The organism is Butyrivibrio sp. MC2021 (genome assembly GCF_000621605.1).
Taxonomy (GTDB): domain Bacteria; phylum Bacillota; class Clostridia; order Lachnospirales; family Lachnospiraceae; genus Butyrivibrio.
In genome coordinates, this window is record NZ_JHXX01000006.1 from 1 (window position 1) to 26,104 (window position 26,104).

Annotated in this window: 20 protein-coding genes and 1 tRNA gene; 9 read left to right on the forward strand and 12 right to left on the reverse strand. The window is 45.7% G+C overall.

Annotation, left to right across the window (positions count from 1 at the left end; genetic code table 11):
- Positions 1 to 109 precede the first annotated feature (109 nt).
- The 3 genes from T359_RS0111715 to T359_RS0111725 all read left to right on the forward strand — a co-directional run bounded on the left by T359_RS0111715 (position 110) and on the right by T359_RS0111725 (position 3,651).
- Entirely contained in the window at positions 110 to 1,228 is a 1,119-nt protein-coding gene (locus T359_RS0111715) for an IS110 family transposase (RefSeq protein ID WP_026517506.1), read from the forward strand.
- Positions 1,229 to 1,601: 373 nt separating this feature from the next.
- Complete coding sequence (locus T359_RS20185; RefSeq protein WP_081795560.1) at positions 1,602 to 2,339, forward strand: Abi family protein; 738 nt, start codon at positions 1,602 to 1,604, stop codon at positions 2,337 to 2,339.
- A 139-nt stretch (positions 2,340 to 2,478) separates the two neighbouring features.
- Positions 2,479 to 3,651, forward strand: coding sequence for a dicarboxylate/amino acid:cation symporter (locus T359_RS0111725; protein ID WP_026517653.1), 1,173 nt, complete (start codon positions 2,479 to 2,481; stop codon positions 3,649 to 3,651).
- Positions 3,652 to 3,720: 69 nt separating this feature from the next.
- Here the strand turns inward: T359_RS0111725 and T359_RS20190 are convergent, their stop codons facing one another.
- Positions 3,721 to 4,251 (reverse strand): NUDIX domain-containing protein, encoded by a 531-nt coding sequence (locus tag T359_RS20190; RefSeq protein ID WP_051545322.1) that lies wholly within the window; start codon positions 4,249 to 4,251, stop codon positions 3,721 to 3,723.
- Between the two features lie 83 nt (positions 4,252 to 4,334).
- On the reverse strand, positions 4,335 to 5,651 hold the full coding sequence (locus T359_RS21655; protein ID WP_051545323.1) for a tyrosine-protein phosphatase: 1,317 nt from the start codon (positions 5,649 to 5,651) through the stop codon (positions 4,335 to 4,337).
- 333 nt (positions 5,652 to 5,984) lie between these two features.
- Here T359_RS21655 and T359_RS22520 point away from each other — a divergent pair, with 333 nt between their 5' ends.
- A complete protein-coding gene (locus T359_RS22520) occupies positions 5,985 to 7,469 on the forward strand; it encodes a GNAT family N-acetyltransferase (protein ID WP_155840106.1) in 1,485 nt (494 codons plus the stop codon).
- 54 nt (positions 7,470 to 7,523) lie between these two features.
- Here the strand turns inward: T359_RS22520 and T359_RS0111755 are convergent, their stop codons facing one another.
- Positions 7,524 to 8,723: a MerR family transcriptional regulator gene (locus T359_RS0111755; protein WP_035784382.1), complete on the reverse strand. Its 1,200-nt coding sequence runs from the start codon at positions 8,721 to 8,723 to the stop codon at positions 7,524 to 7,526.
- Positions 8,724 to 8,787: 64 nt separating this feature from the next.
- Positions 8,788 to 9,606: a TrmH family RNA methyltransferase gene (locus T359_RS0111760; RefSeq protein ID WP_026517656.1), complete on the reverse strand. Its 819-nt coding sequence runs from the start codon at positions 9,604 to 9,606 to the stop codon at positions 8,788 to 8,790.
- Positions 9,607 to 9,787: 181 nt separating this feature from the next.
- On the opposite strand from T359_RS0111760, the gene T359_RS20200 reads away from it, so the two are divergent.
- Both T359_RS20200 and T359_RS0111770 read left to right on the forward strand, forming a co-directional pair.
- Positions 9,788 to 10,348 carry a hypothetical protein gene (locus tag T359_RS20200; protein ID WP_051545328.1) on the forward strand — a complete coding sequence of 187 codons (561 nt, stop codon included), beginning with the start codon at positions 9,788 to 9,790 and terminating at the stop codon, positions 10,346 to 10,348.
- On the forward strand, positions 10,345 to 12,093 hold the full coding sequence (locus tag T359_RS0111770; RefSeq protein ID WP_026517657.1) for a carbon starvation CstA family protein: 1,749 nt from the start codon (positions 10,345 to 10,347) through the stop codon (positions 12,091 to 12,093). Before T359_RS20200 ends, T359_RS0111770 begins: the two co-directional genes overlap by 4 nt.
- 80 nt (positions 12,094 to 12,173) lie before the next feature.
- Here T359_RS0111770 and T359_RS0111775 read toward each other — a convergent pair whose 3' ends face one another.
- The gene (locus T359_RS0111775; protein ID WP_081795561.1) at positions 12,174 to 13,055 is read right to left on the reverse strand and encodes a cation transporter; all 882 of its coding nucleotides are present in this window, start codon (positions 13,053 to 13,055) and stop codon (positions 12,174 to 12,176) included.
- Positions 13,056 to 13,157: 102 nt separating this feature from the next.
- Between T359_RS0111775 and T359_RS0111780 the strand changes: the two genes are divergently transcribed.
- From T359_RS0111780 to T359_RS22830, 3 genes are all read left to right on the forward strand, one after another.
- Positions 13,158 to 13,231, forward strand: a tRNA-Pro gene (locus T359_RS0111780).
- A gap of 206 nt (positions 13,232 to 13,437) precedes the next feature.
- The gene (locus tag T359_RS0111785; protein ID WP_035784385.1) at positions 13,438 to 14,151 is read left to right on the forward strand and encodes a hypothetical protein; all 714 of its coding nucleotides are present in this window, start codon (positions 13,438 to 13,440) and stop codon (positions 14,149 to 14,151) included.
- A gap of 14 nt (positions 14,152 to 14,165) precedes the next feature.
- Entirely contained in the window at positions 14,166 to 14,813 is a 648-nt protein-coding gene (locus tag T359_RS22830) for a CD3324 family protein (RefSeq protein WP_197027094.1), read from the forward strand.
- A 74-nt stretch (positions 14,814 to 14,887) separates the two neighbouring features.
- Here the strand turns inward: T359_RS22830 and T359_RS20210 are convergent, their stop codons facing one another.
- From T359_RS20210 to T359_RS0111825, 7 genes are all read right to left on the reverse strand, one after another.
- A complete protein-coding gene (locus T359_RS20210; protein WP_081795562.1) occupies positions 14,888 to 16,252 on the reverse strand; it encodes an AAA family ATPase in 1,365 nt (454 codons plus the stop codon).
- Positions 16,253 to 17,423: 1,171 nt separating this feature from the next.
- Positions 17,424 to 19,079 carry a DUF5722 domain-containing protein gene (locus T359_RS0111800; RefSeq protein ID WP_026517660.1) on the reverse strand — a complete coding sequence of 552 codons (1,656 nt, stop codon included), beginning with the start codon at positions 19,077 to 19,079 and terminating at the stop codon, positions 17,424 to 17,426.
- A 117-nt stretch (positions 19,080 to 19,196) separates the two neighbouring features.
- A complete protein-coding gene (locus T359_RS0111805; protein ID WP_026517661.1) occupies positions 19,197 to 20,387 on the reverse strand; it encodes an FprA family A-type flavoprotein in 1,191 nt (396 codons plus the stop codon).
- A 76-nt stretch (positions 20,388 to 20,463) separates the two neighbouring features.
- Positions 20,464 to 23,559 carry an ATP-binding protein gene (locus T359_RS21665; RefSeq protein ID WP_051545330.1) on the reverse strand — a complete coding sequence of 1,032 codons (3,096 nt, stop codon included), beginning with the start codon at positions 23,557 to 23,559 and terminating at the stop codon, positions 20,464 to 20,466.
- A 15-nt stretch (positions 23,560 to 23,574) separates the two neighbouring features.
- Positions 23,575 to 24,948, reverse strand: coding sequence for an ABC transporter substrate-binding protein (locus T359_RS0111815; RefSeq protein ID WP_026517662.1), 1,374 nt, complete (start codon positions 24,946 to 24,948; stop codon positions 23,575 to 23,577).
- A 59-nt stretch (positions 24,949 to 25,007) separates the two neighbouring features.
- Positions 25,008 to 25,517 (reverse strand): flavin reductase family protein, encoded by a 510-nt coding sequence (locus T359_RS0111820; protein WP_026517663.1) that lies wholly within the window; start codon positions 25,515 to 25,517, stop codon positions 25,008 to 25,010.
- Positions 25,518 to 25,537: 20 nt separating this feature from the next.
- Complete coding sequence (locus T359_RS0111825; RefSeq protein ID WP_026517664.1) at positions 25,538 to 26,041, reverse strand: GreA/GreB family elongation factor; 504 nt, start codon at positions 26,039 to 26,041, stop codon at positions 25,538 to 25,540.
- Positions 26,042 to 26,104 lie beyond the last annotated feature (63 nt).

Genomic DNA, 26,104 nt, shown 5'->3' on the forward strand with positions numbered 1-26,104 from the left:
TAGACAATATGTAATGACCTCCATTTTGTAGCAACGTGGATTCACCTGTATACTAAAGATGTCGAGTCAATGGTAACAGGGATTACCGCATACAAAAGGAGGTCACTAAATGAATAATAACACAGTTTACGTAGGTATGGATGTCCATAAGGAAAGTTTTACACTTTGCGCTTATACAATTGAAGTCGAAAAAGGTTTGTATTACCAGCGTACTTCAGCAGATTACAAAGCAGTTTTAAAGTATCTTGAATTCCTTCGCTCAATCTACGGTAACGATACTACATTTATATGCGGTTATGAAGCCGGGTGTCTTGGCTATACTTTATATCATCAGCTAACAGACCGAAATGTTAACTGTGTGATACTAGCGCCATCTACCATGCTTTCTCAGCGTAATAACAAGAGAATAAAAACTGATAAGCGTGATGCTGAGCTTATTGGCAGATGTTTGTGTCAAAACAATTATAGTCCAGTACATATTCCTACTGCCAAAGATGAACAGACTAAAGAATATCTGCGCATGCGGAATGATCATAAACTTGCACTAAAAAAGATCAAACAACAAATTCAGTCTTTTTGCCTTCGCCACGACTATAGATACGAAAGTAAAAGTCACTGGACAATAGCACATATCAATTGGTTAAAAGCATTAAAACCCGAAGGTTTATATAAAGAGATTCTTGATGAGTACTTGCTTACATATGCTACGCTTACTGATAAAATAGAACGTCTTGATAAGCGAATCGAAGAACTTGCATCAGTAGATGAATACAGAGAATCTGTAAAAAAGCTATGTTGTTTCATTGGTATTCAGACTCATTCTGCATTATCAGTTATTGTTGAGGTCGGAGATTTTAATCGTTTTTCTTCCGCAGAAAAGTTTGCCTCATATATAGGACTTGTTCCTGGCGAAGCATCCAGTGGAGACGATACCACTAGGCTTAGCATTACAAAAGCAGGAAATAGTCACGTACGAACTCTGTTAACAGAAGCATCTCAATGCTATACTAGAGGCAGAGTTGGTTACAAATCCAAAACAATCAAAGCTCGTCAAAATGGAAATACTCCACAAGTTATTGCATATGCAGATAAAGCTAATGAACGTCTGAAACGCAAATACTACAAAATGGTATTAAATAATGGAAAAAAGCGAAATGTGGCAATAATGGCAGTTGCAAGAGAACTCGCTTGCTTTATGTGGGGCATGATGACCGATAATATAGCTTAATCTGTTATAACAGTGCGCTGCTAATCTCAAGGCCAAGCCGCCCAAGGCGGTGCTTCGCAGCCTTGACATCATCATCCCACTGTTATAGTGGGTAATCAAGCAGATGTAAGATGGCTTACGCCATTTACATCTGGCCAAAACAAAAGCAACAACTGAAGACATCTTGAAAGGGCTTCGGCCATTTCAAGGTTCGAGCTATCTACGATAATTCTATGTTGGCACGGAGCAATCTGTGATCCACGATGGTAGACGGTAGAGCTCACGGCGGACCATTGACCTGTCGGTAACCAATCCACGTATATCAGAGTGGCCAATGCCGGGAACTGATACCCCGAGGCCCTTTCAAGGTGCCTTCAGAAACAACTAAATAATTATGTGGTGGATTCCTGTAAGCTTTCTCTTGACAGGAGGTCATTACATATCAGAATTATATCTGTTCAATGCAAATTTTAGGCAGTTACTCTTCCCGCTGATTGAGAAAATAGAAATTAATGCTAGATGCAGAATAGGAAATTACGTATCTGAGCACTATGGTGTACTTGGATATAAGGACAAAGACAATTTTGTTGACGAAGAATATCATAAACAATTTATGTCAGATATTAACGAAGAAATAAGGCGAAACTTGCGTGCTCCATTTGTAAAGAATTTCACGGAAAACTACGAGGGCAGAGATCTTCCCATGTATGCTCTTGTAGAGATATGCAGCTTTGGTACTTTATCTAAGTTTTTTAAGAACATGAAGAACTCCGACAAGAAGGCTATCGCAAAGTCTTTTGGTATCGGATATACATATTATGAAAGCTGGATTGAGTCTATCTCCTATGTCAGAAATATCTGTGCTCACTATGGCAGGATATACAATGCAAAACTTGCTAAAAAGCCTATTCTTTATAAGCAATATACCGAAGCAGGAATAGATAATAACCGTATTTTTGCAGTTTTGCTCTGTATAAGTCATATTATTGAGAAAGATGCTCATTGGATAGGATTTCTTGAAAATGTAGAGAAATTGATAGATAAGTATTCAAATATCGATATTGGTTCCATGGGATTTCCAGAAAATTGGAAAACCTATCTATATCCTCAACAATCAAAAGATGATGAATAAATGTGGTCTTTGAAGTGGTCTTTGTTGAAGAGGAGAGTGCCGAAAACCTCCTTTCCATGCGGTTTTCGAAACGGGCTATTACTTCGAGCCCCGTCTATCGCTTTTTGAACCCCCAGATGTTTTCTGGGGGTTTTGTTATTTGTGCCTCAAAAAAAGTGGTCTTTTGCTGCAAAACCATGCTGAGTTTGCAGCCACCTACATCAAGCCTTTTGGTACGATATTCCTGAACCTGGTTGAGTTCATTGTATGTCCTATCGTACTTTTCTCCATTTTGTCCGGCGTTGTATCCATGAGGGATATCAAAAAAGTCGGAAAGATCGGTGGAATTACTGTTGTTTACTACTTCTTAACAACAGCAGTTGCCATCACCATCGGACTGTTTGTTGGTAATCTCTTTAAGGGAAGCTTCCCTGTTCTGACAACCGCAAGTCTTACCTATGAAGTACCTGCAGCCATTAACGGAATGGATGTTTTGGTTGGCATCTTCCCTTCCAATTTCCTGATGCCCATCACAGAAGCCAACATGCTCCAGGTAATCGTCATGGCTATTCTGATTGGCTTTTCAGTAATCCTGCTTGGCGAAAAAGGCGAACCGGCCATTTTTGGAATAAATGTTTGTAACGATGTTTCCATGAAATGCATGGAAATGATCCTGAAGCTGTCTCCCATCGGTGTTTTCTGTCTACTGACTCCTGTTGTAGCAGCCAACGGCCCACAGGTTATCGGATCCCTTGCCATGGTTCTTCTGACAGCTTACATTTGCTACGTGCTTCACGCTGTTGTTGTATATTCACTCACTGTTTCCACCCTTGGACGTATTTCTCCTTTGAAGTTTTTCAAAGGAATGCTTCCGGCTATCATGTTTGCTTTTTCCAGTGCATCTTCAGTAGGAACCCTTCCTCTTAACCTGGAATGCACACAAAAGCTCGGCGCATCTAAGGAAGTTTCAAGCTTTGTACTTCCTCTTGGAGCCACCATCAACATGGACGGAACAGCGATCTATCAGGGTGTCTGCGCTATCTTCATTGCATCCTGCTATGGTATCAATCTTACATTCTCACAGATGATGACCATCGTTTTGACAGCTACCCTGGCCTCCGTAGGAACAGCAGGTGTTCCCGGCGCCGGTATGGTAATGCTGGCAATGGTTCTTACATCCGTAGGACTTCCGGTCGACGGTATCGCACTGGTTGCCGGCGTTGACAGAATCTTTGATATGGGAAGAACCACCCTGAACATCACAGGTGATGCATCCTGCGCAGTAATCGTATCAAGCCTGGTTGATCGCAAAAGAGCAAAAAGCAAAGCGTAAAAGATAATAAAAATAATGAAAGCCTCATGTGCCCGCCAAGGCCATGAGGCTTTTTCTTTGATTGTGGTGTTACTGCCGGTAAAGCTTCTCTCCGTTATATATCGCCACTCCGGCTTCAGGCTCTCTCCAGATATTAATGAATAGCCTGTCAAAATCGTTTATTTCCTCCGGCACATTATCTTTATCAAAGAATCTGTGCTCTAAGACTTCTTCCGGATCGTTCTTTATCTCGCCGAAAAACTCTTTTGTCCGAAAGACCACACACGAGGCGTAGCAAATATCCCCGTTTGGATAAGTGATAAACCTGTCAGGGCCGTTACAGATGGCAGACAGCTTCATTTCTCCCAGCTCAATTCCCGCTTCTTCCCTGGCTTCACGCCTTGCGCCCTGTTCGAAGCTCTCGCCGATTTCCATTCCGCCGCCTATAATTCCCCATTTGCCGTTGTCTTTGCGCTTCTGGAGCAGGATCTCGCCCTTTTCATTTTCAATGATGGTGCCTACTCCAATGGTGATGAGGGGCGCATGACCCACATGCTTTCTCATGACATTTATGTAGCCGCCTTCTTTTTTGTAATTCTCAATATATTCCCCAATGTTCATTTTGCTTTATCCTTTCTGCTTGTTTTGTTATCTTACCGAAAGGATAAGGCCTGCCCCTGGGGCCAGGTCAATAGGGCATTTCGTCAATTACAAAGCTTTTCGATTATCTTTTTCTGAAGATCCGCTCCGATACCTATGGCCTCAAAATACTTATTTGCTGTGCCGTACTTATCTTCCATCAGTTCAAAAAATCTGATCATATTGTTCTCATTGGGAATAACAATGTTCATATCAATATCAGGGTTCTTCTCATGTATGATTTCGAAGCGGGGCTGCTCGTTCTCTTTTGTTCGCATATAATCAAAAACGATGTCGCTCTTTCTGATACCGCAAAGCCAAAGGATAAGGGCCGAATTGACGCCGGTTCTGTCTTTTCCCGCATGACAGTTAAACATTACTCCGTAGGGTGCGTTGGCTATAGTCCTGAAGAACTCACCGGTGTTGGGAGAATGGGCAATCTTGAAATAACTCTCCGGCACAGCCTCTACGCTCTCCGGAATTCCGCTTCCCTCAACGATAGGAATGTCGCAGTAATTAAAGCCTTCCATTCCGGCAAGCCCATGGGGCCTCTCTTCCTTTTCCTCCCGGGATCTGGTGTCGATCAGTGTTGTGATTCCGGTATTCTTAAGGAACTCAATATCTTTTTCCGAAGGGTGAAGTGGTACATCGCTTCGTATAAGACGGCAGTATTTGGTATAGTTCTCCGTTCCGTCAATCCTGTATCCGCCCAGGTCTCTGGTGTTCAGGGTTGTCTCCAGCAGAGAATATACTCTGTTGACCCATGCGTTGTCGTAGCTCTCGATCAGCTTCCCGCCGCTTCTAAGAGCCTCCAGCTCCTTGGCGCAGAGCTCCACTGCCTCGGCGATATATTCGTCAGCCATTTCCCTGGTAAAAAAGAAAATGTCGTCATCTTCCACTTTTTCAAAATAACCGGCCATGGACTCCACCAGCCAGTTAACGTCAAAGGTTGCGATACTGTTTATCTCCTCGTTCTCAAATCCCGCAGAAATAGCAATATCGTTCTTAAGGCCATACCTTTCAGCCACATAGTAGTTTATTATGGAGTAGTCCTTATGGAGCTTGTCCACATTGCCCGGAATCATGGGGTTCCACTTGTACTTGTCGTAGACAAAATGCCTGTAGCAGATATCCTGCACCAGATGCAGATAGTAGCCCAGATACAGGTCGTCGTTCTTCATCAGCTCCCCAAATTTTTCTCTGTAGAATTCAAAATTATAGGATTTCTTGTTTCGTCCCCAGATGAATGTATTGATATGTCCGGCCTGTCCCTTGCCGGCATCAGGAAGAATCGCTCCGAATTTGAGCCTGTTTAAATCCTTGAAGTCATAACGTTTGGTAAGTTCGCAGGTAACCGCGAGATGCATGATGCTGGATGCCATATTTACTGCTCCTTCTCTTCCGCTATTCTTGAATTTAACGATATTCCTATTATTAACGTTCCCGGCAATAGGCGTCAACCTGGGATTTTAATGAAATCAAGGAAAGCTTTAAGAAGCTACGGCAATTCCTCTTTTCCTGAAGAAATATTCATTTTTTCTGCGACTCTGTAAGCAACTTCCATGTGTGTCATCTGTCCCGCCATTACTTTTTCCTCCACATTTGCCTTTTTTAAAGTAATACTGAAATAATAAAGCCTGCCCCAGGGGCGAAGTCAACGCCAAATGTGTATAATGGAAATTAATGGACCATGGGGACGGGGGTGATGGATCATAATGCTAAGAACAATAATGATATTTCCACAATTCAATAATATAGAGATCATAGATGAAATCAGGGATAGATTCGATCCTTTAGCAAAGCTGGTTCGCCCACATATCACCCTGGTTTTTCCCTTTGATTCCGAAATGACCAATGAAGAATTGGAAGAGAAGCTCACAAGCAGTCTAAAGAACGTAGGCCCTTTTGAACTGACATTGCATGGGTTCAGCAAATCATCCGACAATTATCTCTTTCTGGATATAGAAAAGGGAAAAGAAATAATTGAGGCCATACATGATGAGCTTTATTCAGAACATTTCAAAGAATTCTATCTCGATATTCCTTACATCCCTCATATAACTGTTGGAAAACTTGGCAGCGAGCAAGAGTTAAACGCAGCCTATGAATATGTAAAAAACCTCGATGTCAGCTTTCAAACTGTAGTGGATAAGATTTCTGTGGAGATGATCGGCGAACACGAGGAGTCAATCATAGTTATTGAGAAAATGCTTTTTGGAACTTTTACATGGTTTAAATCTCCCGTTCCTGAGGGCCTTCCGGTCAAGCAGGTTTATGGCGTTGTCTTCTCCAATGATGGAAGAACCCTTCTTCACATAGAGGACGGCAGGTACAAGCTGACCGGCGGAAAGCCTGAGAATGGCGAGTCTTTCGAAGAGACTCTTTGCAGGGAATATGTGGAAGAAGTAAACGTAGAACTGACAGATGTACATTATCTTGGTTATCTTCTGGTGAATGACAATGGCAATAAATATGCTCAGGTCAGAATGATTGCCAGAATCAAGGATATAGGCGAAAGCCACGTCGATCCTGCCACCGGAAAAGTGTATGGAAGAGAGCTGGTTACAGTAAATCAGGTCAAAAAGTATTTGAACTATAGTGATGTAGCAGGCAATCAGATGCTTGATGACGCTATAAGTATGGCCAAAGAAACCTTTGACCTTGATAATCCTTACTCCGAGCAAGGCAACGATCTGCTTCTGATTGAGCCCTCAGCAGAAACGAAAGAGGAAGCCCTTGAATATAAAAACGAGCACTTTACCGCCGGGGACATGGAGGTTCACGGAAGTGGCGGCCTGGCTTTCTATGATGATTATGATGAATGGCTCAGACATATTGATGCCATAAGGGTATCAACCCCCGAGAGACCGATACAGACAAGCACGTTCTTCTCCAGGCGCGTATCCGATGGCAAGCTGATAGGCTGCATCAAGATCCATCATTCTCTTACGGATGACTTGAAGCTTGGCGGAAATATCGCTTATGGAATAAGACCCTCTGAGCGCGGTAAGGGTTATGGTAAAAAACAGCTGAAGCTGGCCTTAGCATATGCCAAACAGCTGCATATGGACCAGGTCATCATAGCCTGTGATAAGGCTAATATTGCATCAGCCGCTACAGCCAAGAGCTGCAAAGGAATACTCGTTAATGAGTTTGAAGAAGATGGAATGATTAAGCAACATTATTCTATAGAATTATAAAAGAAAACGCCCTGTTAACCCAGTAACAGAGCGCTTCTTATCGTATTACCCATTTTAATTAAAGCAATGAATAAAGGTAGAGTTGATATCCACCACTATCTCGCCGTCTCTCTCTATCAGCTTATCGAAACATTCCAGCATTTTTTCCTTCACGGATAAAAGGTATTTCTCTCCCTCCTTATATTTCTTCAGGATCCTGTCAAACAGAACCTCCGAGTCATCATAGGACAATGGCCCCGGAAGGCTAACCTTCTCTACCTTTGTAAAAAAGCCTGAAATCTGATCAATAAACTCTTCTTCCTTCTTTTCAAGGAGCTTCTTTCTCTTTTCCACACAGGACTTGTCAAAGCCATGTTCCTCAAAGAATTTTATCCAGTAGCTGTGCTCTGCTCCTGTTCCCACATTTGTAAAGGAAAGCATTCCCCCGGGAGCCAGGACTCCTGCTGCCTTCCGGATAAGCTCCTCCGGCTTCTCAAAATATGAGAGCAGATAGTGCATGACAATGCGGTCATAGCTGTTTTGCCTGAGGTGCTCCCAGGTCTTTTCATCCTCCAGGTTCTCAAAGAATATCTGCATCTGCGTGCCTGCGGGGAGCTTGCCCTGCTGCTCCTTAAGATACTCTTCGAAATCATCGGCCCAGCCCTCGTGGATATCCACGCCGTCCACAATGAAGTTCTCCGGTATCCTGTCCCTGTTTTCCCTCCAGAGAAGTCCGTAGCTGCAGCCAAGGTCCAGAACCCTGTTGCCCTCCGCAAAATCCAGAGAATCATAGATCTTCACATACCACTCTATGCCGTCTGCGGCGTGGCTTGCGGCATACCATCTTCTCTCGTCCTGGCCCTGGGACATCTCCATCTTCCGGATAACATCCGCCACGTTGTCCCAGTCAGGCTCGCTGCTGAGCCTTGCCAGTGCCACCTTTATGCAATCCGCAGCCTTCTGCATCTCATATATCTTCTTTTCCATAAGAGACAGCTGGTTCTTCAGGGTCTCCTCAATAGACTCCTGATCGCTGTTCTCCAGATTGCTCTTTATCTCCTCAAGGCTGAAGCCCACGTGCTTGAGGGCAATGATCTTTTCCAGGATCATAAGAGAGTTCTTGTCGTAGAGCTTGTAATTTCCCTCGGAATACCCCACGGGCCTAAGGAGCCCCTTTTCGTCATAAACTCTCAGTGCCTTCTGTGATACACCGGCCATCCTCGCCATTTCGCCGGTTGTCATAGTCTCTTTCATATTGCTGTCCCCAATACTCATTTGCTATCTCCTTTCCGAATTTCCATCTCTTACGGAAAGAATAATCCCTGCCCCAAGGGCCGGGTCAATCCTTTTTTTTCACCGCCCAAAATGCCACTGCACTGGCTGCTGCCACGTTGAGGGAATCCACCCCGTGATACATGGGAATCATCACGCAGTGGTCGCAGGATTCGATGGTCTCATCAAGAAGCCCTTCCCCCTCAGCTCCCATGAATACCGCCAGCTTTTTGGCCCTCTGTATCCGCTCATCATCGATGCTGACCGAATTCTCCTTAAGGGCCATGGCCACCGAAGTAAAGCCATAGCTTCTTAAGAGCTCAGGTGCATTTCCCCTGGGCAAAAAAGTCCATGGAATCTGGAAAACAGTGCCCATGCTGACCCTGATGGCTCTTCTGTACAGCGGGTCGCTGCAGTCATAGGTAAAAAGCACTGCGTCCATGCCAAGAGCTGCCGCGCTCCTGACTATGGCTCCGATATTGGTGGGATTCGTGACATTTTCAAGAACCGTTATTCTCTCTGCGCTTTTGCAGATTTCCGCCACATCCGGCAGGCCGCGCCTTCTCATGGCACACAGTGTCCCCCTTGTCAGATGAAAGCCTGTAATCCGGGTCAGCACCGGGTCCTCTCCCAGATATATCGGTATTTCCGGATACTCTGTCAGGCACCTTGCCACCAGCTCTTTTGCCTCCCCTTCTGCCTGCTTTTTATCCAGAAGAAGAGATATGGGTTCATAGCCCGCATCCAGGGCCCTGACTATCACTTTAGGGCTCTCTGCTATGAAAATCCCAGGCTCCGGTTCATTTATCCTGTAAAGCCTTACCTCCGACTGCTCGCTGTAGATAGCCAGCTCCGGGCTTGTAAGGTCATGTATTTCCGTGATCATCTCATTTTCCTCCAATAATTGTCCACCTCTCACAATATAACACTTTTTTGATAAAAAAAATAATTTCACTCCAAATACATTACAAAATTAATGTCAAAAAAGATTAATTTTGTTATCTTGCAATAATGCGTCACAGTGATAAAGTTAAAACAAATCAAGTATTTGGGAGAAAAAGTATTCAATGGGGACAAGATCTGAAGCATATTTCCGAGTATTATTAGACAGATATCGGGCAAACTTCGACATTTTCGAGGACTATACCCTGGAAAACAAGGTGTATCCAGCCTATGCCCGCTTCTTTTCCCTCGGAGAGAAATATGTTCTGAAAAAAGAAGCAAAGCTTTGGGCCATAAGAGCCTATGAGCACGTTCTTTTCATTAAAACCGATTCCATTGATCAAACATTATTAGATGAAGTAAAGCGCACCATGGAACAGGACATGGAGCCTGCGATGGTACGAAGAGGGGAGAAATATCCCGAAAAGGATCACATGTGTTCCTACCTCTCTTTTGTCATCATCTCAGAGACCACTCCCAGTCCCGAGATTCAGAAGGCCATCAGGAAGTTCCGCTTTGATAAGGGCTACCTTATGAATTTCAGAGGCCACAGCGAAGGCAAGCTGGGTTGTGTATTCCTTGACAGCGAGACCTGCCTTACCAACTATGCAGCCAAAGAGCTGAAAACGCTCTTTTTGAGCATTTTTAAATCCCAAAAAGGGAATAAGGAGGAGAAAGTATCATGAATGCAGCAGTATTACTTATTGCAAGCGCCTTGATCCTTGTCGCAGGCTATGTTTTCTACGGCGGATGGCTTGCAAAACAGTGGGGAATCGACCCTTCAAGAAAGACTCCGGCTCACGAGCTGGAAGACGGTATGGACTATGTTCCTGCCAAGACCCCGGTGGTTATGGGACACCACTTTTCATCAATTGCCGGTGCCGGCCCTATCAACGGCCCTATCCAGGCAGCAGTTTTCGGATGGGTTCCTGTTCTTTTATGGGTTCTCATCGGTGGAATCTTCTTCGGAGGAGTTCACGACTTCGGTGCTCTTTTCGCATCACTTCGCAACAAAGGTCAATCAATCGGCGAGATCATCGACAATTCCATGGGAAGAGCAGCTAAGAAGCTTTTCCTTACCTTCGGTTATCTGACACTTATCCTGGTTGTGGCAGCCTTCAGCTCCATCGTTGCCAGCACCTTTGGAAATACCACAGCTGCAGGAGCTGCCGTAGAAGGCGCTACCCTGGCAGCCAACGAGTCAACAGCCATGATCTCAATTCTTTTCATGGTTCTTGCCATCGGATTCGGATTCTTACTTTATCGTAAAAACATGCCCATCGGCATTGCTTCTGTGTTCGGTGTTTTGGGAATCATTGCTATCGTAGCTATCGGACTTAACTTCCATCCCATCTCACTTTCCTACAACACATGGATGTGGGTTGTTGGAGCATATATCCTTGTTGCTTCCGTAACTCCTGTATGGATCCTGCTTCAGCCCAGAGATTACCTTAGCTCATTCCTTCTTTACTTCATGATCGCAGCCGGCGTGGTTGCAGTTGTGGGCGGAGTATTATCAGGAAACGGCAGCTTCCAGGTTCCTGCCTTCGGAGATGCAGCTCTTAAGGGAACCGGCGTATTCACAACAGGAACAGCTTTCCCTGCTCTCTTCGTAACAATCGCCTGCGGAGCTATTTCAGGCTTCCACTCACTGGTTTCATCAGGAACCTCTGCTAAGCAGCTTGATAACGAAAAGAATGCACAGGTTGTAGGCTATGGTTCAATGCTTATCGAGTGTCTTGTAGCTGTTATCTCACTTTGCGCCATCGGTTTCGTATGGGCAGCAGCTTCAAACGGCACCTATGCAAGCCCTACACAGGTATTTGCCGGCGGACTTTCAGCCATGATCGGAACCTTTGCTCCCGGACTTCAGAGCATTATGTATCAGCTTCTTATCCTTGCTGTATCTGTATTCTGCCTTACATCACTGGATACAGCCACACGTCTTGCAAGATACATGTTCCAGGAGTTCTTCCTGAACGACGGCGAGACCCACAAGGATGTAACAGGCTTTAGAAGCATCATTGCTAACCCTTACGTATCAACAGCCCTCACTGTTGTACTGGGCGTTGCCCTTGGTATGAACGGCTATACCAAGATCTGGCCTTTATTCGGTGCAGCTAACCAGCTTCTTGCAGCCATCGGTCTTCTTGCAGTTTGCACATGGCTCGGCGCAGTAGGAAAGAACAACAAGATGTTCTACATCCCTATGACCTTCATGCTGGCAGTAACCATCTGCTCTCTTGTTCAGACCATCAATGCCAAGATGACAGCATACCTCTCAGGAGCTGCTGATTACTGGGCTCTTATCCAGTCAGTTATCGCTGTTCTTCTGGTTGCTCTCTCACTGGTACTTGCTTACATCGCAGCTAAGACACTTATTGCTCAGCACAAAAATATGACTAACGGCGAAAAGGAAAACGCAGCTTAACTACGCTTTCATATTCTTCCGTCGATATATATGAAAGAAGACCCTTACACACATCTCCCGTAGTGTAAGGGTCTTTTATTTCAGATGATGACTATATTGACGTTGCTGTGCTCCATCTCTTCGCTGATTCTTTTACTGATCTTATCTGCCACCTCTCTCACCTGGGAGTAGGGCATATCCTCTTTAAACTTCATCTCTATGTCTATGTATTTATGCTGCCCCGTTATCCTGCTTTTTACCGCCCCCAGCTCCTCAAAGCTGTCAAAATGCTCGTTTATAACCTTGATAATCTTGAGCTGGCTGTCCTCGTCCAATGTTCTGTCTATAAGCTCCTCCACGGACTCACGCAGATGCCTCAGCACTATCACGGAAAAAGGAACCGCAATCAGAATGCAGGCTGCCGGGGAAAAAAATCTGATCCAGGGCTTATTTTCAAATATGATGGTTATTACCAGGGTCACGATAGATGCGGCGTCAAAAAAGAACTCCTTCTGGGCGCTGACATAGGCGGTGTGGTACATCTTGCTGTGACTCTCCTCCAGGATCTTTTTTTGCCTGATAAGAATGAAGATGTCGATGATAAGTCCGAAAATGCTGACTATCAGAGCGAACCTGAGATTGCCGCTCTCCTCTTTCCCGATGATGATGCTCCTCACCGCAAAAAACAAAAGACACAGGATACCCGCCAGATCAAACATCTCACAGCTGAGGGCTGTGATGGCCTCCACCTTGCCCGTTCCGTAGTTAAAAACGTACTTGAGATTCCTGTTGAGCTTCCCGGACAGGACCGCCAGAATGGCACCCGGAAGCACGATGCTGGCGCACTCCACGAATTCCAGCCACACCACAGCCGAGCCGCTGGCACAGGCCGCTAAAAAAGAAGTAACGAACTCCGGCAGTCGCCAGATGATCAGAAGCATTGCTATTCTTTGTTGCTGCGTCAATCTTTGCTTACGAGACATGATCCCCCTCCTATGCTCATATACAGGTCTACAATATAATTATATCTTGTTTTTTCCCTCCTGTATGATATAATTCTAATGTTGCTAATCTATATTGGCTATCGGGGCGTGGCTCAGTTTGGTAGAGCGCTACGTTCGGGACGTAGAGGCCGCCCGTTCGAATCGGGTCGCCCCGACTTGAGATTAAGAGGATATGCAGAAGCAACTGTCAGGATTTTCCGATAGTTGCTTTTTGTATGTCCTCTTTTTGCTATAGGTATACTTCCGTTATAATGGTTTTACCTATTTGAAATGCCCTTCCCTGCTGATAATATAAAAAATGTAAAAGCGCTTTACACAACAGAAAACCGTTTGAAACAAGCAATTGGGGAAGGATAAGATAATGAACAGAGATATTTTTATAAAGAACCTTACTAAGGAAAAAATTGAGTTAAGTCCCAAGGGCAGAAACGCCAATGAGCTAAGCCCTGAGGAATTTGAGAAGTGCTATGAGAACTTTTTTGACATGATCTTTGAGATCGCAGGAACCGACATCTCTTCGTTGACCGGCTACGGCGAGTTTGATGAGAACAATCAGGCACCCTGGAAGTCCATCGAGGAGTTCATCAAAAAGGATGTTGTGGAGGAGCCGGAAGATGGCTACTGGAAGAACTGGACCAAGATGTTCGGAACCACATTCCTTCAGAAGGATTACTACTATGACATCGTGGATAAGGCCCTTAAGTATGCGCCTTTCTGCGAGGACCAGAGATACCTGGCCAACAACAATACTTTTTTCCGCAACATGATCGTAGATGAGGCCGGAAAGACCTACTGCGCTGACTGGGGCAGAGCCGGAATCATGGATTACATGATGGATTTCGCGATCCTGGATCTCAACAAGCCATATCTTCTTGTTCCTGAGAAGCTCTACGAGTATGCTAAGAAGAGAAACATCGAGATCAGGAACTTCAAGGAGCGCTTCCTGTGCATGGCTTACTACAAGGGAATCGCCACCCTGCGCTGGCACGCATCCATTGATGACATCGAGTCCTGCGAGTCCATCGTAAGATCCATCAATGCTCTCGAGGAGCGCATGAACAAAATACTCGGATAAATTCGGAGACTTTTATGAAATACGAAAACGCCAAGGACATTCTTCCTGCCAGGCTCTTGGAGGAAGTGCAAAAATACGCTGAAGGGAAGCTGATCTACATTCCCAAGACAGACAAACCCAAGGGCTGGGGAGAAGCCTCAGGCTACCGGGAGAAGCTGAACAAGCGAAACGCAGCCATCTGCAGCCGCTACAGCGCCGGGCAGTCAATTATGGAGATAGCGGAAGAATTCTTCCTGTCTCCCGAAACCGTTAAAAAGCTTGTATATGGAAAGAAGGTGAATCTGCCTATGTTTTCTCCTTCAATTAACTCAGCTGAGCAGTACTCTGCAGCAGGTATGGGCGAGGAATGGGTCCGCACCTATCTTAGCTCCATCGATGAGGCCGCGCCTGATATCTCAGACTTCTTTATGTCAGAGCTGGTGAGGATACCTCTTCGCTTCATTGAGACCGATGAGGATAAAGAGATTGCGGCGGACAAAAGCTTTTTTGAGGTGCCTCTTATCGTGATCTATGATAACCATGATTTTTCAGCCCCCTACCAGGCTGATTACCTGAACAGTCTCAAGCAGGAAAAAAGAAATTCACACTATGCCTTCGTTTTCGCAAGAAATGAAGAGTACAACTACTTCTGGAATAATTACGGAAAGCATTTTCAAAGATGATTGAAGGAAAAAGAAAAGGGCTCTCGCTGTAGATGATGATTCATCCGGCGAGGCCCTTTAATATTATTTATTATTTATTCTTTCTCGTTTTCTTCTGAAGCAGTCTCTTCAGTTACTTCTTCTTTTACTTCTGTATCTTCAGTTTCAGCCTTGGCTTCTGTCTCAGAAGCTTCTTCTTTTACCTCAGCAAGCTTCTCCTCGGTCTTTTCTTCGGATTTCTCCTCAGCCTTCTCTTCGCTCTTAGCGGGCTTATCAAAAAGATCATCCAAAGTAATTGTCATCATATCCTCATTGGAAGGATTCTCAAGGCCTGAAATTCTGCGGGCCTGGTTGGTGATGATTTCCTCGAAGAGGTTACGAACCTCACGGGCATTGGCGAAGTTGTCGATGTTCTCGATCTTCTTGGCTGTGATAAGGGCTCTGATCTGGTGCTTCACATCCTCATCTACCTTGTAATCGTACTTGTCGCAGTTCATGTAGAAGATCTGCTCAAGCTCATCGATATTGTAATCTGAGAATTCAATGTATTTGTTAAATCTTGATTTAAGGCCGGGGTTGGAATCGATGAATTTCTTCATGGGCTTGGTGTAGCCGGCTACGATAACAACGAAGTCATCTCTGTTGTCCTCCATGGCTTTAAGGATGGTATCGATGGCTTCCTGTCCGAAAGCATCGTCCTTCTGAGCCAGTGAATATGCCTCATCTATGAAAAGAACGCCGCCCATGGCCTTCTTTATCTGCTCTGTGGTCTTGATGGCTGTCTGTCCCACATAACCTGCAACCAGGCCTGAACGATCAACCTCCACCAGCTGTCCCTTGGAAAGAACGCCGATCTGCTTGTAGATCTTGGCGATGATTCTGGCAACGGTGGTCTTACCGGTTCCGGGATTACCTGTAAATACAAGGTGAAGAGATACGGGTACTGACTTAAGTCCCTGCTCTTTTCTCTGCTTCTGAACCTTTACAAAAGCAGCCAGCTCCTTGACGTCATCCTTGATGGTAGCAAGGCCGATGAGCTTATCAAGAGTCTCCATGGGATCCTCTTCAGGCTCCTGGGGCTTCTCCTCTTCCTTGGGTCCTGAAGCTGCAACTGCGTGCTTGTCTGCAGCTATTAAAGCCTTGGCTTCATCCAGTGCAGAGTTGGCCTTGGACATGGCGTCCTCGCTGCTTGTTGCTGAAGGTGTAAAGCTTTCAGGCTTCTTTGGTGTCTCTGTCTTATCGCCGTCAAACTCAAGAGTAGTCTTATTATCGGATTCCTCTCTCTTGATGGCGTCATAGTTAAATCCGTTGCCGGATAATGAATTCTTTGCGTTATTAACAGTGGCCTTCGCTGTATTAAAGAAATCCCCGTAAAGTCCGCCCAGAAGCTCCTTCTGTCTCTCAGTGATCTTCTTTAACGCTTCAAGCTCTTTTTCTGTTGAATCAAAATCTAAACCCATTTCTTTCCCAACCTACTTCTTCTTGTTATGTTTACGTAGCATATTTGCTATAATTCCATTCACATTATACTAGCATAAATTCCATTGTTTATTCAACATTAATGAGGGGTCTGGCGATGCGTTTGGGGACTGTTCCCGAGTGCTACATTTTAACCCGAATGCGTTGTGACAACCGGAAGCCCCCCTTGGTAGTCAAGGGATGGCACTCGAGGTGCCATCCCGGAGGTTAAGGGTTGGTCGCTCCATTCAGTCAAGGACTTTCGCGGCATAAATCCTCGCTCGGGGCAATCCATGGCTCCCCATAAGCCTTTGGCGCTGCGGTTTATTCCACGGTTCCTTGACTTCATTCCCGCTCAGGGTAGGAATTGTCAGCTGAAGTAACGCAGAGTTCTCTTCCCCCCGAGCAAAATAGGATAAGATACACCGGAATGGTCGGTCTTATCCTATTCCCCTGATTTTTCACCCCATAAACACGCCAGAATATTGAGGCTACCATTCTGCGTGTATCATTCAACAACAGAGCAACACGCATATCACATCAATACTGTTTTTTGCGTGTTGAAAAGTTGATTTTTGGCACAGTGACTACACGCGCATTGGCCATCTTCGTATGATTGCGTGTTCAATGAACTAAACCGATACACGCACAGCATAATAAATGCTCTTTCTGCGTGCTGTTTTCCAAAAAACACCACACGCACGGATTATGTTATGCACTCCGTGCGTGTGGTTAGTGTAGAATCAGTTGCAAATTAAGCCTTTTCAGCGATTATCCACGCCACTTCCCGGAGCGGGAGTGATGTCAAGGGACCGTGGAATAAACCACAGCGCCAAAGCGAGACGGGGAGCCATGTATTGTCTCGCGCGAGGATTTATGCCGCGAAAGCCCTTGATATCATGACACAGGCAAATCCTATTCCGGCGGGGGGCCGGCATCTTTTTCGCCGGCCCTCCTGCCTTCCGACGAGGACGGGTCTGGGCAGCGCCCAGAGATAAAGCTTACAGAGAGGATGCCCAAGTGGCGGAGGGAAACTTCTCGAAGGTTCCCTCCAAGAACGTCCTCCGGTCATCAATGCACCTTACCATTATTCTTTTCGTCCCAAACCGCAACAAAAAACCGACATAGCGCAAACTATGTCGGTTTTAGTCAAAATCAACTATTCATTTCCAATCAGTCGTTCAAGAACCAGCCGCCGCGGGTCATGAATATACGCTGTGTAACCATGGCGTCGATGTCCATACCGGTTATTGCTGCTGCCTGGGCCTTGTAGCCTGCTGCCGCAGCTGTTCCCATAGCCTTGTATGCGCCGTAGGAAGCCTTGGGTGTTCCGTCAAGGTTCTTAAGCCCCTGGGCGATGTGGCTCTCCATCTCGTGGGCATCATCGGTCTCTCTGAAGAGGATGAAGCTCTTGATGTAAGGATTGTTGGCTGCCATTGTGTAGGCGTAAACAATTGATGCCATCTGGTACTCTTCGCCAAAGCTGGAAGTATATCCGATCTCTGAAAGAGAGATATCTCTTACCTGTCCCGCAGGATTAAGGAAAGAAGCCTGGCACATATAATCTGTCAAAAGATAGATATTCTCGATGGTGATGTATGGAGTAGAAAGGCTCTGGCTTACATACTGAGCCTGCTGCTTCCATGCGTAAGGATCAAACAAAGGAGCGTTGTAAGGGTGAACTGAAAGTGACCAGTCGATGTTACCCTCACGAAGCATGTAATAGTTGAATCTGTCCAGGAAGTCCTTAGCCAGGAAGCATCCGGGATTGGACTTTCTCTGCCACTCCTGGTCGATGGAGTTGTAAACCTTGGCATTGCCATTTACAGACTTGATTCCGTTGTAGAAAATACGGAAGGCCTTAACATACTCGCTGACATTGAGCTCAAGGTTGGTGGAATTCATGTAGTACCACTCTGTTCTTGCATTGATCTCATTGCCGATAACCCAGTTATCAACTGTTCCGATGGAACCGCCTGAATATCTCTGAGCAAGGAAAGCTGCGATAGCCTTAAGGTGCTGTGTGCCGCCGTCCTCCTTGGTGTTCATGGCATAGCCGGGGCAGACATGGGAATCTCTTGAAAGAGGATGGATAAGATCAGCACCTGCCGCAGTCTTATTGTTAAGGATGGTCATTGTCAGCTGGAAGCCGTTGGCCTTGCACCAGTGAACGAAGCCGTCATACTGGGAAAGAGCAGCTGTATTGAACTGATAAACTCTTCCGTCATAGGCAAACTCTGTTGTAGCAACGGCAGGGTCTGATGAAGGTCCTACGATATCGCCCATGTAAAGATTGTAAACCATCTGTGCTACACCAAGATCCTTGAAGGTAGAAGCCTCGGCGTTGTTGGGAAGGATTCCCTTGATACCGTGATCATTTCTTCCAACGGTCTGTGTGGCAACAGCCTCAGGGTTGGTGATATAGTGCTCATCACTGACCTGAACCATGGAACCGCCCTGTTTAACTGCTACAAGGAATTTCTTACTGAGATTGGAACCGGGAGTATTAAGTCCAAGATCGAAGGTAAAGGTGCCTGCCTCAGCCCTTGGGGTGGTGGCAACCACTGTACCTACTGTTCCGTCCTGATATACCTCGTCGGCATAAAGATAATAGAGCCCGTCGTCAGATCCGGGAAGTGAGCTGGCTGATACATTGACCACCACGCTTCCTCCCTGGATGAGACAGGAATTGATACTAACTACTCTGCCTGCTGCCTCTGCCACAACTCCTGAAGAAGGCGCCACATCATGGGCACCAACAGCCATGACAACAGTTGCCGCAGTGAGAACCGCAGCGCATAACTTCTTAAAAACAAACCCTTTTTTCACACCAAAACCTCCACATAAATCCTTTTATTTTTATATTATGTAGAATTGCGAGAATGACGATAGTCATGGAGCAATTCGTATATCATATGGTGTCAAAAGATACTTTTGACACCTACATCATATTATCGCATCTACAAAAGCCTCCAGCGCTTCCTCATCCCCTGAGTGAAGCGCGCTCTTTATAGTAAGATTAGTCTCAAGAACAGTGACATTCTTAAGAGCTGCCAGCTTCTCGGTCATGAGCTTGACCGTAGCAGGCGCCCAGGTTCCGTTCTGAGCCAGGGCGAAAGTTCTGTTCTGAACCGCCAGGGCCTCCATATCATGTAAAAAGGCTGCCATAGGCGGGTAGATACCATTGTTGTAGGTAGGGCACATAAGAACGATCTTTTTGCAGCGCCATACCTCACCTATCAGGTAAGAAACATCTGTGCCGGAAACATCATAAACCTTAAGGCCTTTGCCGGTCTTCTCGCGAAGCCTTGAAGCCACCGCATCAGCTGCGCTCTTGGTATGACCATAGAGACTTCCGTAAACAATGACAATTCCGTCATCCTCAGGCTCGTAGGTGCTCCACTTCTGATACTTGTCGATAAACCAGGCGATGTCCTTTCTCCAGACAGGGCCGTGAAGAGGAAGGATCATCTTGATATCAAGGCCTGCTGCCTTCTTCAGTACAGCCTGCACCTGCATTCCGTACTTGCCCACGATATTTGCATAATATCTTCTGGCACTTCCAAGGAAGTCCTTCTCAAAATCATAGTCATCAGCAAAGATTCCGCCGTCCAGGGCTCCGAAGGTTCCGAAAGCATCTGCGCTAAACAGAGCTCCGGTGCTCTTTTCGTAAGCCATAAGAACCTCAGGCCAGTGAACCATGGGAGCTGCCACGAAGCTGAACTCCAGAGTTCCTGTGGAAAGGGTCTCCCCTTCCTTCACCTCCAGCTTATTAAATTCCTTTGCTTCAGGGAAAAACTGCTCCATGATGGTAAAAGTCTTGGCTCCGCCCACCACCGTAACCTCGGGGTGCAGGGCCACTACAGTATTGATAAGCGAGCAGTGATCGGGCTCCATGTGAAGAACCACCAGATAATCCAGCTTTCTTCCCGCAAGAGCCTCTTTCAGATTATCAAGATACTGATCTGAAACGGTGATATCTGCAGTGTCGAAAACCGCAGTCTTTTCATCATCAATAAAATAACTATTGTAGGAAACTCCCTCCGGGATGGGAAAAATGTTCTCAAAACGCTCTAATCTTCTGTCGCTTCCGCCGATCCAGGAAATCTTTTCCGTAACTTTTTTTATACCGTTCATATAATTCCTCCGCATTAGTATTTGGATAGATTACACCAACTCATATTATTTTCTCATTAATTGCGTATTAATGCCATTATTTCTTGAATTCCAGAATCGTCTTCTCCACGATCCTGATATCTATTGGCTTGGTGACATGGGCATTCATGCCGGCGTCAAAGGCCTGCTGAACATCATCCGCATAGGCATTGGCGGTCATGGCGATGATAGGAATCCTCTGGGACCAGTCTGTGCCCAGGGCTCTGATGGCTGCAGCCGCCTCATAGCCGTTCATAACAGGCATCTGGATATCCATAAGGATCATGTCATAGTCGCCCTCATTGGCGTTCTTGAACATCTCAACAACTTCCTGTCCGTTGACGCCACGGGTAACGGTGGCACCTTCCATATCCATCAGCTCGATAAGGATATCCGCATTGATATCATTGTCCTCAGCAGCCAGGAACTTAAGGCCCTGCAAAGGCTTGGTGGCAGTCTCAGAGGTTTCTTCAGCCTTCTCTTTTTCCTTCAGTTCCTCCAGAGCCTGCCTCATAATGAACTCGCGAACAGGCTTCTGTATCACAATATTGGCTCCGGCAGCCTTCAGTTCGTCTTCCACAGCGTCCATATCTTCCACTGCCGCAACTATCCTGGTGCCCTTCATTTCCTCTATGGCTCTTATCTTCTTAATAAGCTCCGCAAGAGACATATCCTCTATGGAGTCATCCACTGTGATAAAGTCAAATTCCATGCCCTTTTCATGGTAATCAGCGATGGTTGCCAGTGCGGCACTTCCGCTCATAACCACTTCTCCGGCGAGCTGGCTCTTCTTCAATTGTTCCATAAAGAACCGGTTCTCCATTCCGTTGTTATTAACTCCCAGGAATACAGTTGCACCCAGATTCTTCCAGGCATCCTGATAATCTGTCTCCACAACCTGAAGTCTCAGATTAACCGTAAAGGTGGAGCCCTTTCCTTCCTCGGATTCAACCCTGATGGTACCGCCCATGAGCTCTACGAGGCTCTTGGTGATGGCCATTCCAAGGCCTGTGCCCTGAATGGTCTTGGTGGCGCCTTTTTCCTCTCTTGAGAAGGCATCAAAGATCTTATCCTTGTACTCGGCCTTCATACCGATACCATTGTCTTTTACCGTGAAGCGCACATTGTTAAAGCCCTCAGATGAAGTCTGGGACTCCTCTATGGTAAACTCGATCCTGCCGCCCTCAGGGGTGTATTTAACCGCATTTCCAAGGATATTGACCAGGATCTCATTGACTCTCTGCTTATCAGCCATGAACTTGTCGTGTAAAAGACCGTCCTGATTGACGATATATTCCTGGTTCTTATTCTTGGCCTGCATTCCGATAACGGTATTAACCTCCTCCAGGAGCATTCTAATCTCCATCTCCTGAATATCAAGGGTGGTCTTGCCGCTCTCGATCTTACTCATATCAAGGACATCATTAAGAAGTCCCAGGAGGTTATGGGATGCAAGGCTGATCTTATGGGTATATTCCTTAACCTTATCGGGCTCAGTGCTGTGCTTTTCGATAAGGAGGTTGAATCCTGTAATGGCGTTCATAGGTGTCCTGAAATCGTGGGACATGTTGGCAAGGAAGCTGGTCTTTGCCTTGTTGGCTGTCTCAGCCGCATGGAGAGCCTCCTGCAGCTGGTGATTACGCCTGAACTCCTGGGTTCTGTCATAGAGGGCAACGGCAAGACGCTTACCGCCATCATCGATGGTGCTTACTACCACGCCTCTGTAATACAGATGCTCTTTGGTCTTGGCATTCTCAAACTTGATCTCTTCCATGACCACAATATCGCCGGTGCGCATGCACTCTTCGATCTTGTCACTGATCTTGACGTTTTCCTTGAATCTCTCATCCTCAATCTGAACCGTTGAAAGATTTCTGATATCCTCTTTTACCTCGTCCAGAGGAATTCCAAGGGTTGCCTCCACATTGGAGGTCACGAAGTCAGGAGCGAAGTCCTCGCCGTTCATAACCGCAAGAATATCGTTGTTCTGCTCAACCACAAAGTCAAACAGCCACTCTCTGTAATGGATATCGCTCTCTTTTAGCTTGATATCCTCCTCATTTCGCTTGTTGATCTCATCCATCATTTCCTTGAGCTTTATGGCCATGCCTGTCATTGACTCCGCCAGCATGCTTATCTCATCTTCATATCTGTCGTAGTAGGCCACTTCGAAGTTTCCGCTCTTGACCTCATTAGCCACAGCATTAAGGCTGTTGACACGTTTGATGAGGTTATTGGCAAAAATGGACGCAGATCCATAGGAAAGAACGAAGATTATGATGGCAATGACAATAACGGTCCTGAGCATTCTGAATACGTCCGTGGTTATGTCACGGCGATCCACATAGTAATAAACCGTCCAGTCATTAGTGATCTTTTCGGAGGATAAAAGATAGAAGCTCTGGGTATAGCTGAATTTCTCTGCCGTCTCTTCATGCTTGCCATCTTTTATGGTCTCCAAAACGGCATAGTCCACAGCTTCGCTTTCCGTTGCTTTATGAATAACGGTCTCCTCATTATTATTGAGAACATAGATACCATTTGATAAATAGCTGGTCTGATTAACGATGGAGAAAAACTGGTCATTATTGACCTTGATAGTGATCATACCGATAACATTCGAAGAGGTCGCCACATCAAGGAGCGACTTGATTACATAGACACCGCCCTGATTATCGGTAACCCACATGGCTGAATATTCCTTTTTACACTCCTCATACCATGCCTTCTCCTGGTTAGTAGAAGGGATACTGGCAAAATCTCCGATATGGTCCTGGGGCAGAAGATGCGAGTAAATATGGATTTCAGAAATATTGACATCGCTACTTAAGTAGTACCAGATAAGCGGTTCGATCTCGTTGTTTAGCTGCTCCGTGAAGGAATAGGCATCCCTATCCACGTGCTGAAGCGCCTTTCTGAACTCCGTCTCATAGGAAAAGAACTTTATAACGTCATTTTCTCTTTTGACATTGTTCTCTATTCCGTATGCGATAACATCTGCATTTCCACGCATGGCAAGCTTGGTCTGCTGTATAAGATTGTTTCTGGCAACCACATACGCATACACACCAAGTATAATGATAGGTATGACGATCAGTACCGCAAATGTAACTCGCAACTGGATCTTTAAGCTCTTCTTATTCTTTGCTTCCATATGAGTCCCTCAATGTCATTCTTCTTCACGTATCAGCTGTGCCTGGGTATCCATATCCTGCAATGCTTCGTCCAGACTCTTTTTCCGTAAAAGAACCTGCTGAAGCTCTTTTCCAAATATCTCATAAAGCTCATGGCTGTGAGGCCCCCACTGATAATACGGAGCCACAAGCCTGTTGGAATCTATTATTTCTGTGATCTGGTCAAAACACTCCGGGTTTCTGAACTTTACATTCTCAAGGTATGTCTGGCTGCCCTTTCTGTCCTTCCACAGGGCCTCCTGGCCATTGATGGTTGCCAATGACGCCACCACAGCCTTGGCGACTTCTCTGTTTTTTCCATGGGCATTAACTGCAAAGCCGCACTCGCTTCCGCCTGTCATGGCTGAGTCTTTTCCCTTTCTGTCCATGATGCAGAAGACTCCCACCTCGAAATCGGGCTTGGCCTTCATGATCTGGTTGTAGTCCGACGGATCTCCAACCACCATCGCAGCCTCTCCTGCAGCGAATTCTTCAATTGCACCTCTTTTGTCCATAAGGAACATATCCGGTGTGAACACCTTGTAATCCAGCATCATTTCCCAGTAGCTCAGGTCTTCCTTTAACTCTTTGTAAAAAGAGGCCTTTCCGAACTGCAATCTGTCTCCAAAGGTCTTGCCGTACATAGTCATGAAATATCCGGCATTTGGGAAAAGAATGGCGCTGTTGGCAATGAGCCTCTCGTCCTTAAGCCCTGCTGCCAGCGGCTTTATATGCTTTTTTACCCTCCAGAAATCACACATCTGAAGATAAGCCATGAAATCTTCCGGTTCCTTGACACGCTCCTTGTCAAAGAGTGTCTTGTTGTAGAAGAAGCACTCATAATTACAGGTATCAGGAACTGCATAGACCTTACCGTCATACATGAAGGGTTCTTTTCCCTCCTCGGAAAAATTGCCTGTCAGGTAAGAAAGCTCCAGTATATTTCCCGCCTTTGCATGCTTTCTTGCCATGGAAGGGTCAATGCACACCACGTCCGGCGCAGCTTTGCAGGCCAATTGGTCATCCATAAGGGATTCATAATTACTTTTGTCTAAATAAAGGAATTCAAACTTATACTCGGGAAACTGAGCTGATAAATAATCTTTGAGATATCTAAGATAGCTCTCCTCATACCAGGATGCTATTCGAATAGTGATACCAGCACTTCTGACCTCGCTTTTATCACTTTTTTCTTGAGCTTTTCCGATATACTGCTCTGACACTTGCAGGGATGTAGCCTCCTCTGAAGCTCCTTCAGGCGCACTTTCAGCAGGGTTCGCTGCCTGTCCGCAACCATTTAGCGCCCCTGCCACTACCGCTATGGTAGTTATTATGCCGACAAAGATATTCTTGATGCTGCTGATCTTCATAATGTCCTCTCAGTAATCAGTCTTATATCTTTATCCCCATTTTTATTTCACAAAACCACTTATCTCAGCAGGATCTTTTTTAACTCTCCCGCATAGAGGATATGAACATCATCCTCATTCTTGTAAAACTTTTCAGCAAAGCTTTCCTCCAAGAAGCCTGCTTTATCAAGTTCCTGCCTAAAGACGATCTTGCATACAAGGACCTCCCCTGCCTCTTCGACATAGGGGATGCCCTCATAATATCCAATATTCATGCGCGATCCCGCAACCTTGTCCTCATCCCTTCCGGATACAAGGCTAAGGTATTTAAGAGCGCCTCTAAACTCCTGCTGGTCCACAAAGCTTACAGAAAATTCTCCTGAAGCATCCAGCATTTCTCTTGTGTATCTGTTTTTGCGAACAACAATAAGCACAAGACGTTTATCCCAAAAGTAACCGACACCCCCCCAGGCTGCTGCGGTGATGTTAACCTTATTGCCGTTTGAACTTGTGATAATTATCTTATCGCCGACAAAGGTATACGGTCCATCTTCAATATCTTCAGGATCAACTGGCTGAAAAACGCGCATAAAGCCTCCGTTTCTTGAGATCAAAAGTCTCTTATAACGTCGTCTTCCGTGAGACCTGTGTTCTCAATTTTAGTAATAATTATATCGTAATTGTAATCATTGCTTACTCTTATATTAACACGGTCACCTACTTTATGTCCAAGTAATTGTTTTCCAAGTGGAGATTCTACACTTATAAGTCCCTTTAAAGAGTTCTGTCTCATGGTGGTGACGATCTTGTAGGTCTCCTCGGAGCCGTCCTCCACTATCTGAACCGTTACGGACTTGTTCATGCCAACCTCATCCTCGGATGCGTTGTCATCAATTACCTTAGCTGTCTTTATCATTCTCTCCAGGAATCTGATTCTGCTCTCATTCTGATTCTTGGCCTTCTTGGCTGCGTAATACTCAAAGTTTTCGGACAGATCCCCCTGAGCCCTGGCTTCCTTAACATGCTCCAAAAGCTCCTTTCGAACCACTATCTTGCGGTGTTCGATCTCTGCCTCCATATCCTCAATATCTTTTTTTGTCAGTTCGTTATGCATACACCCTCCACGTAAAAAGACGGGGTCCGCTTTGGGCCCCGTCCCAATTTCTTAAAAATGAAC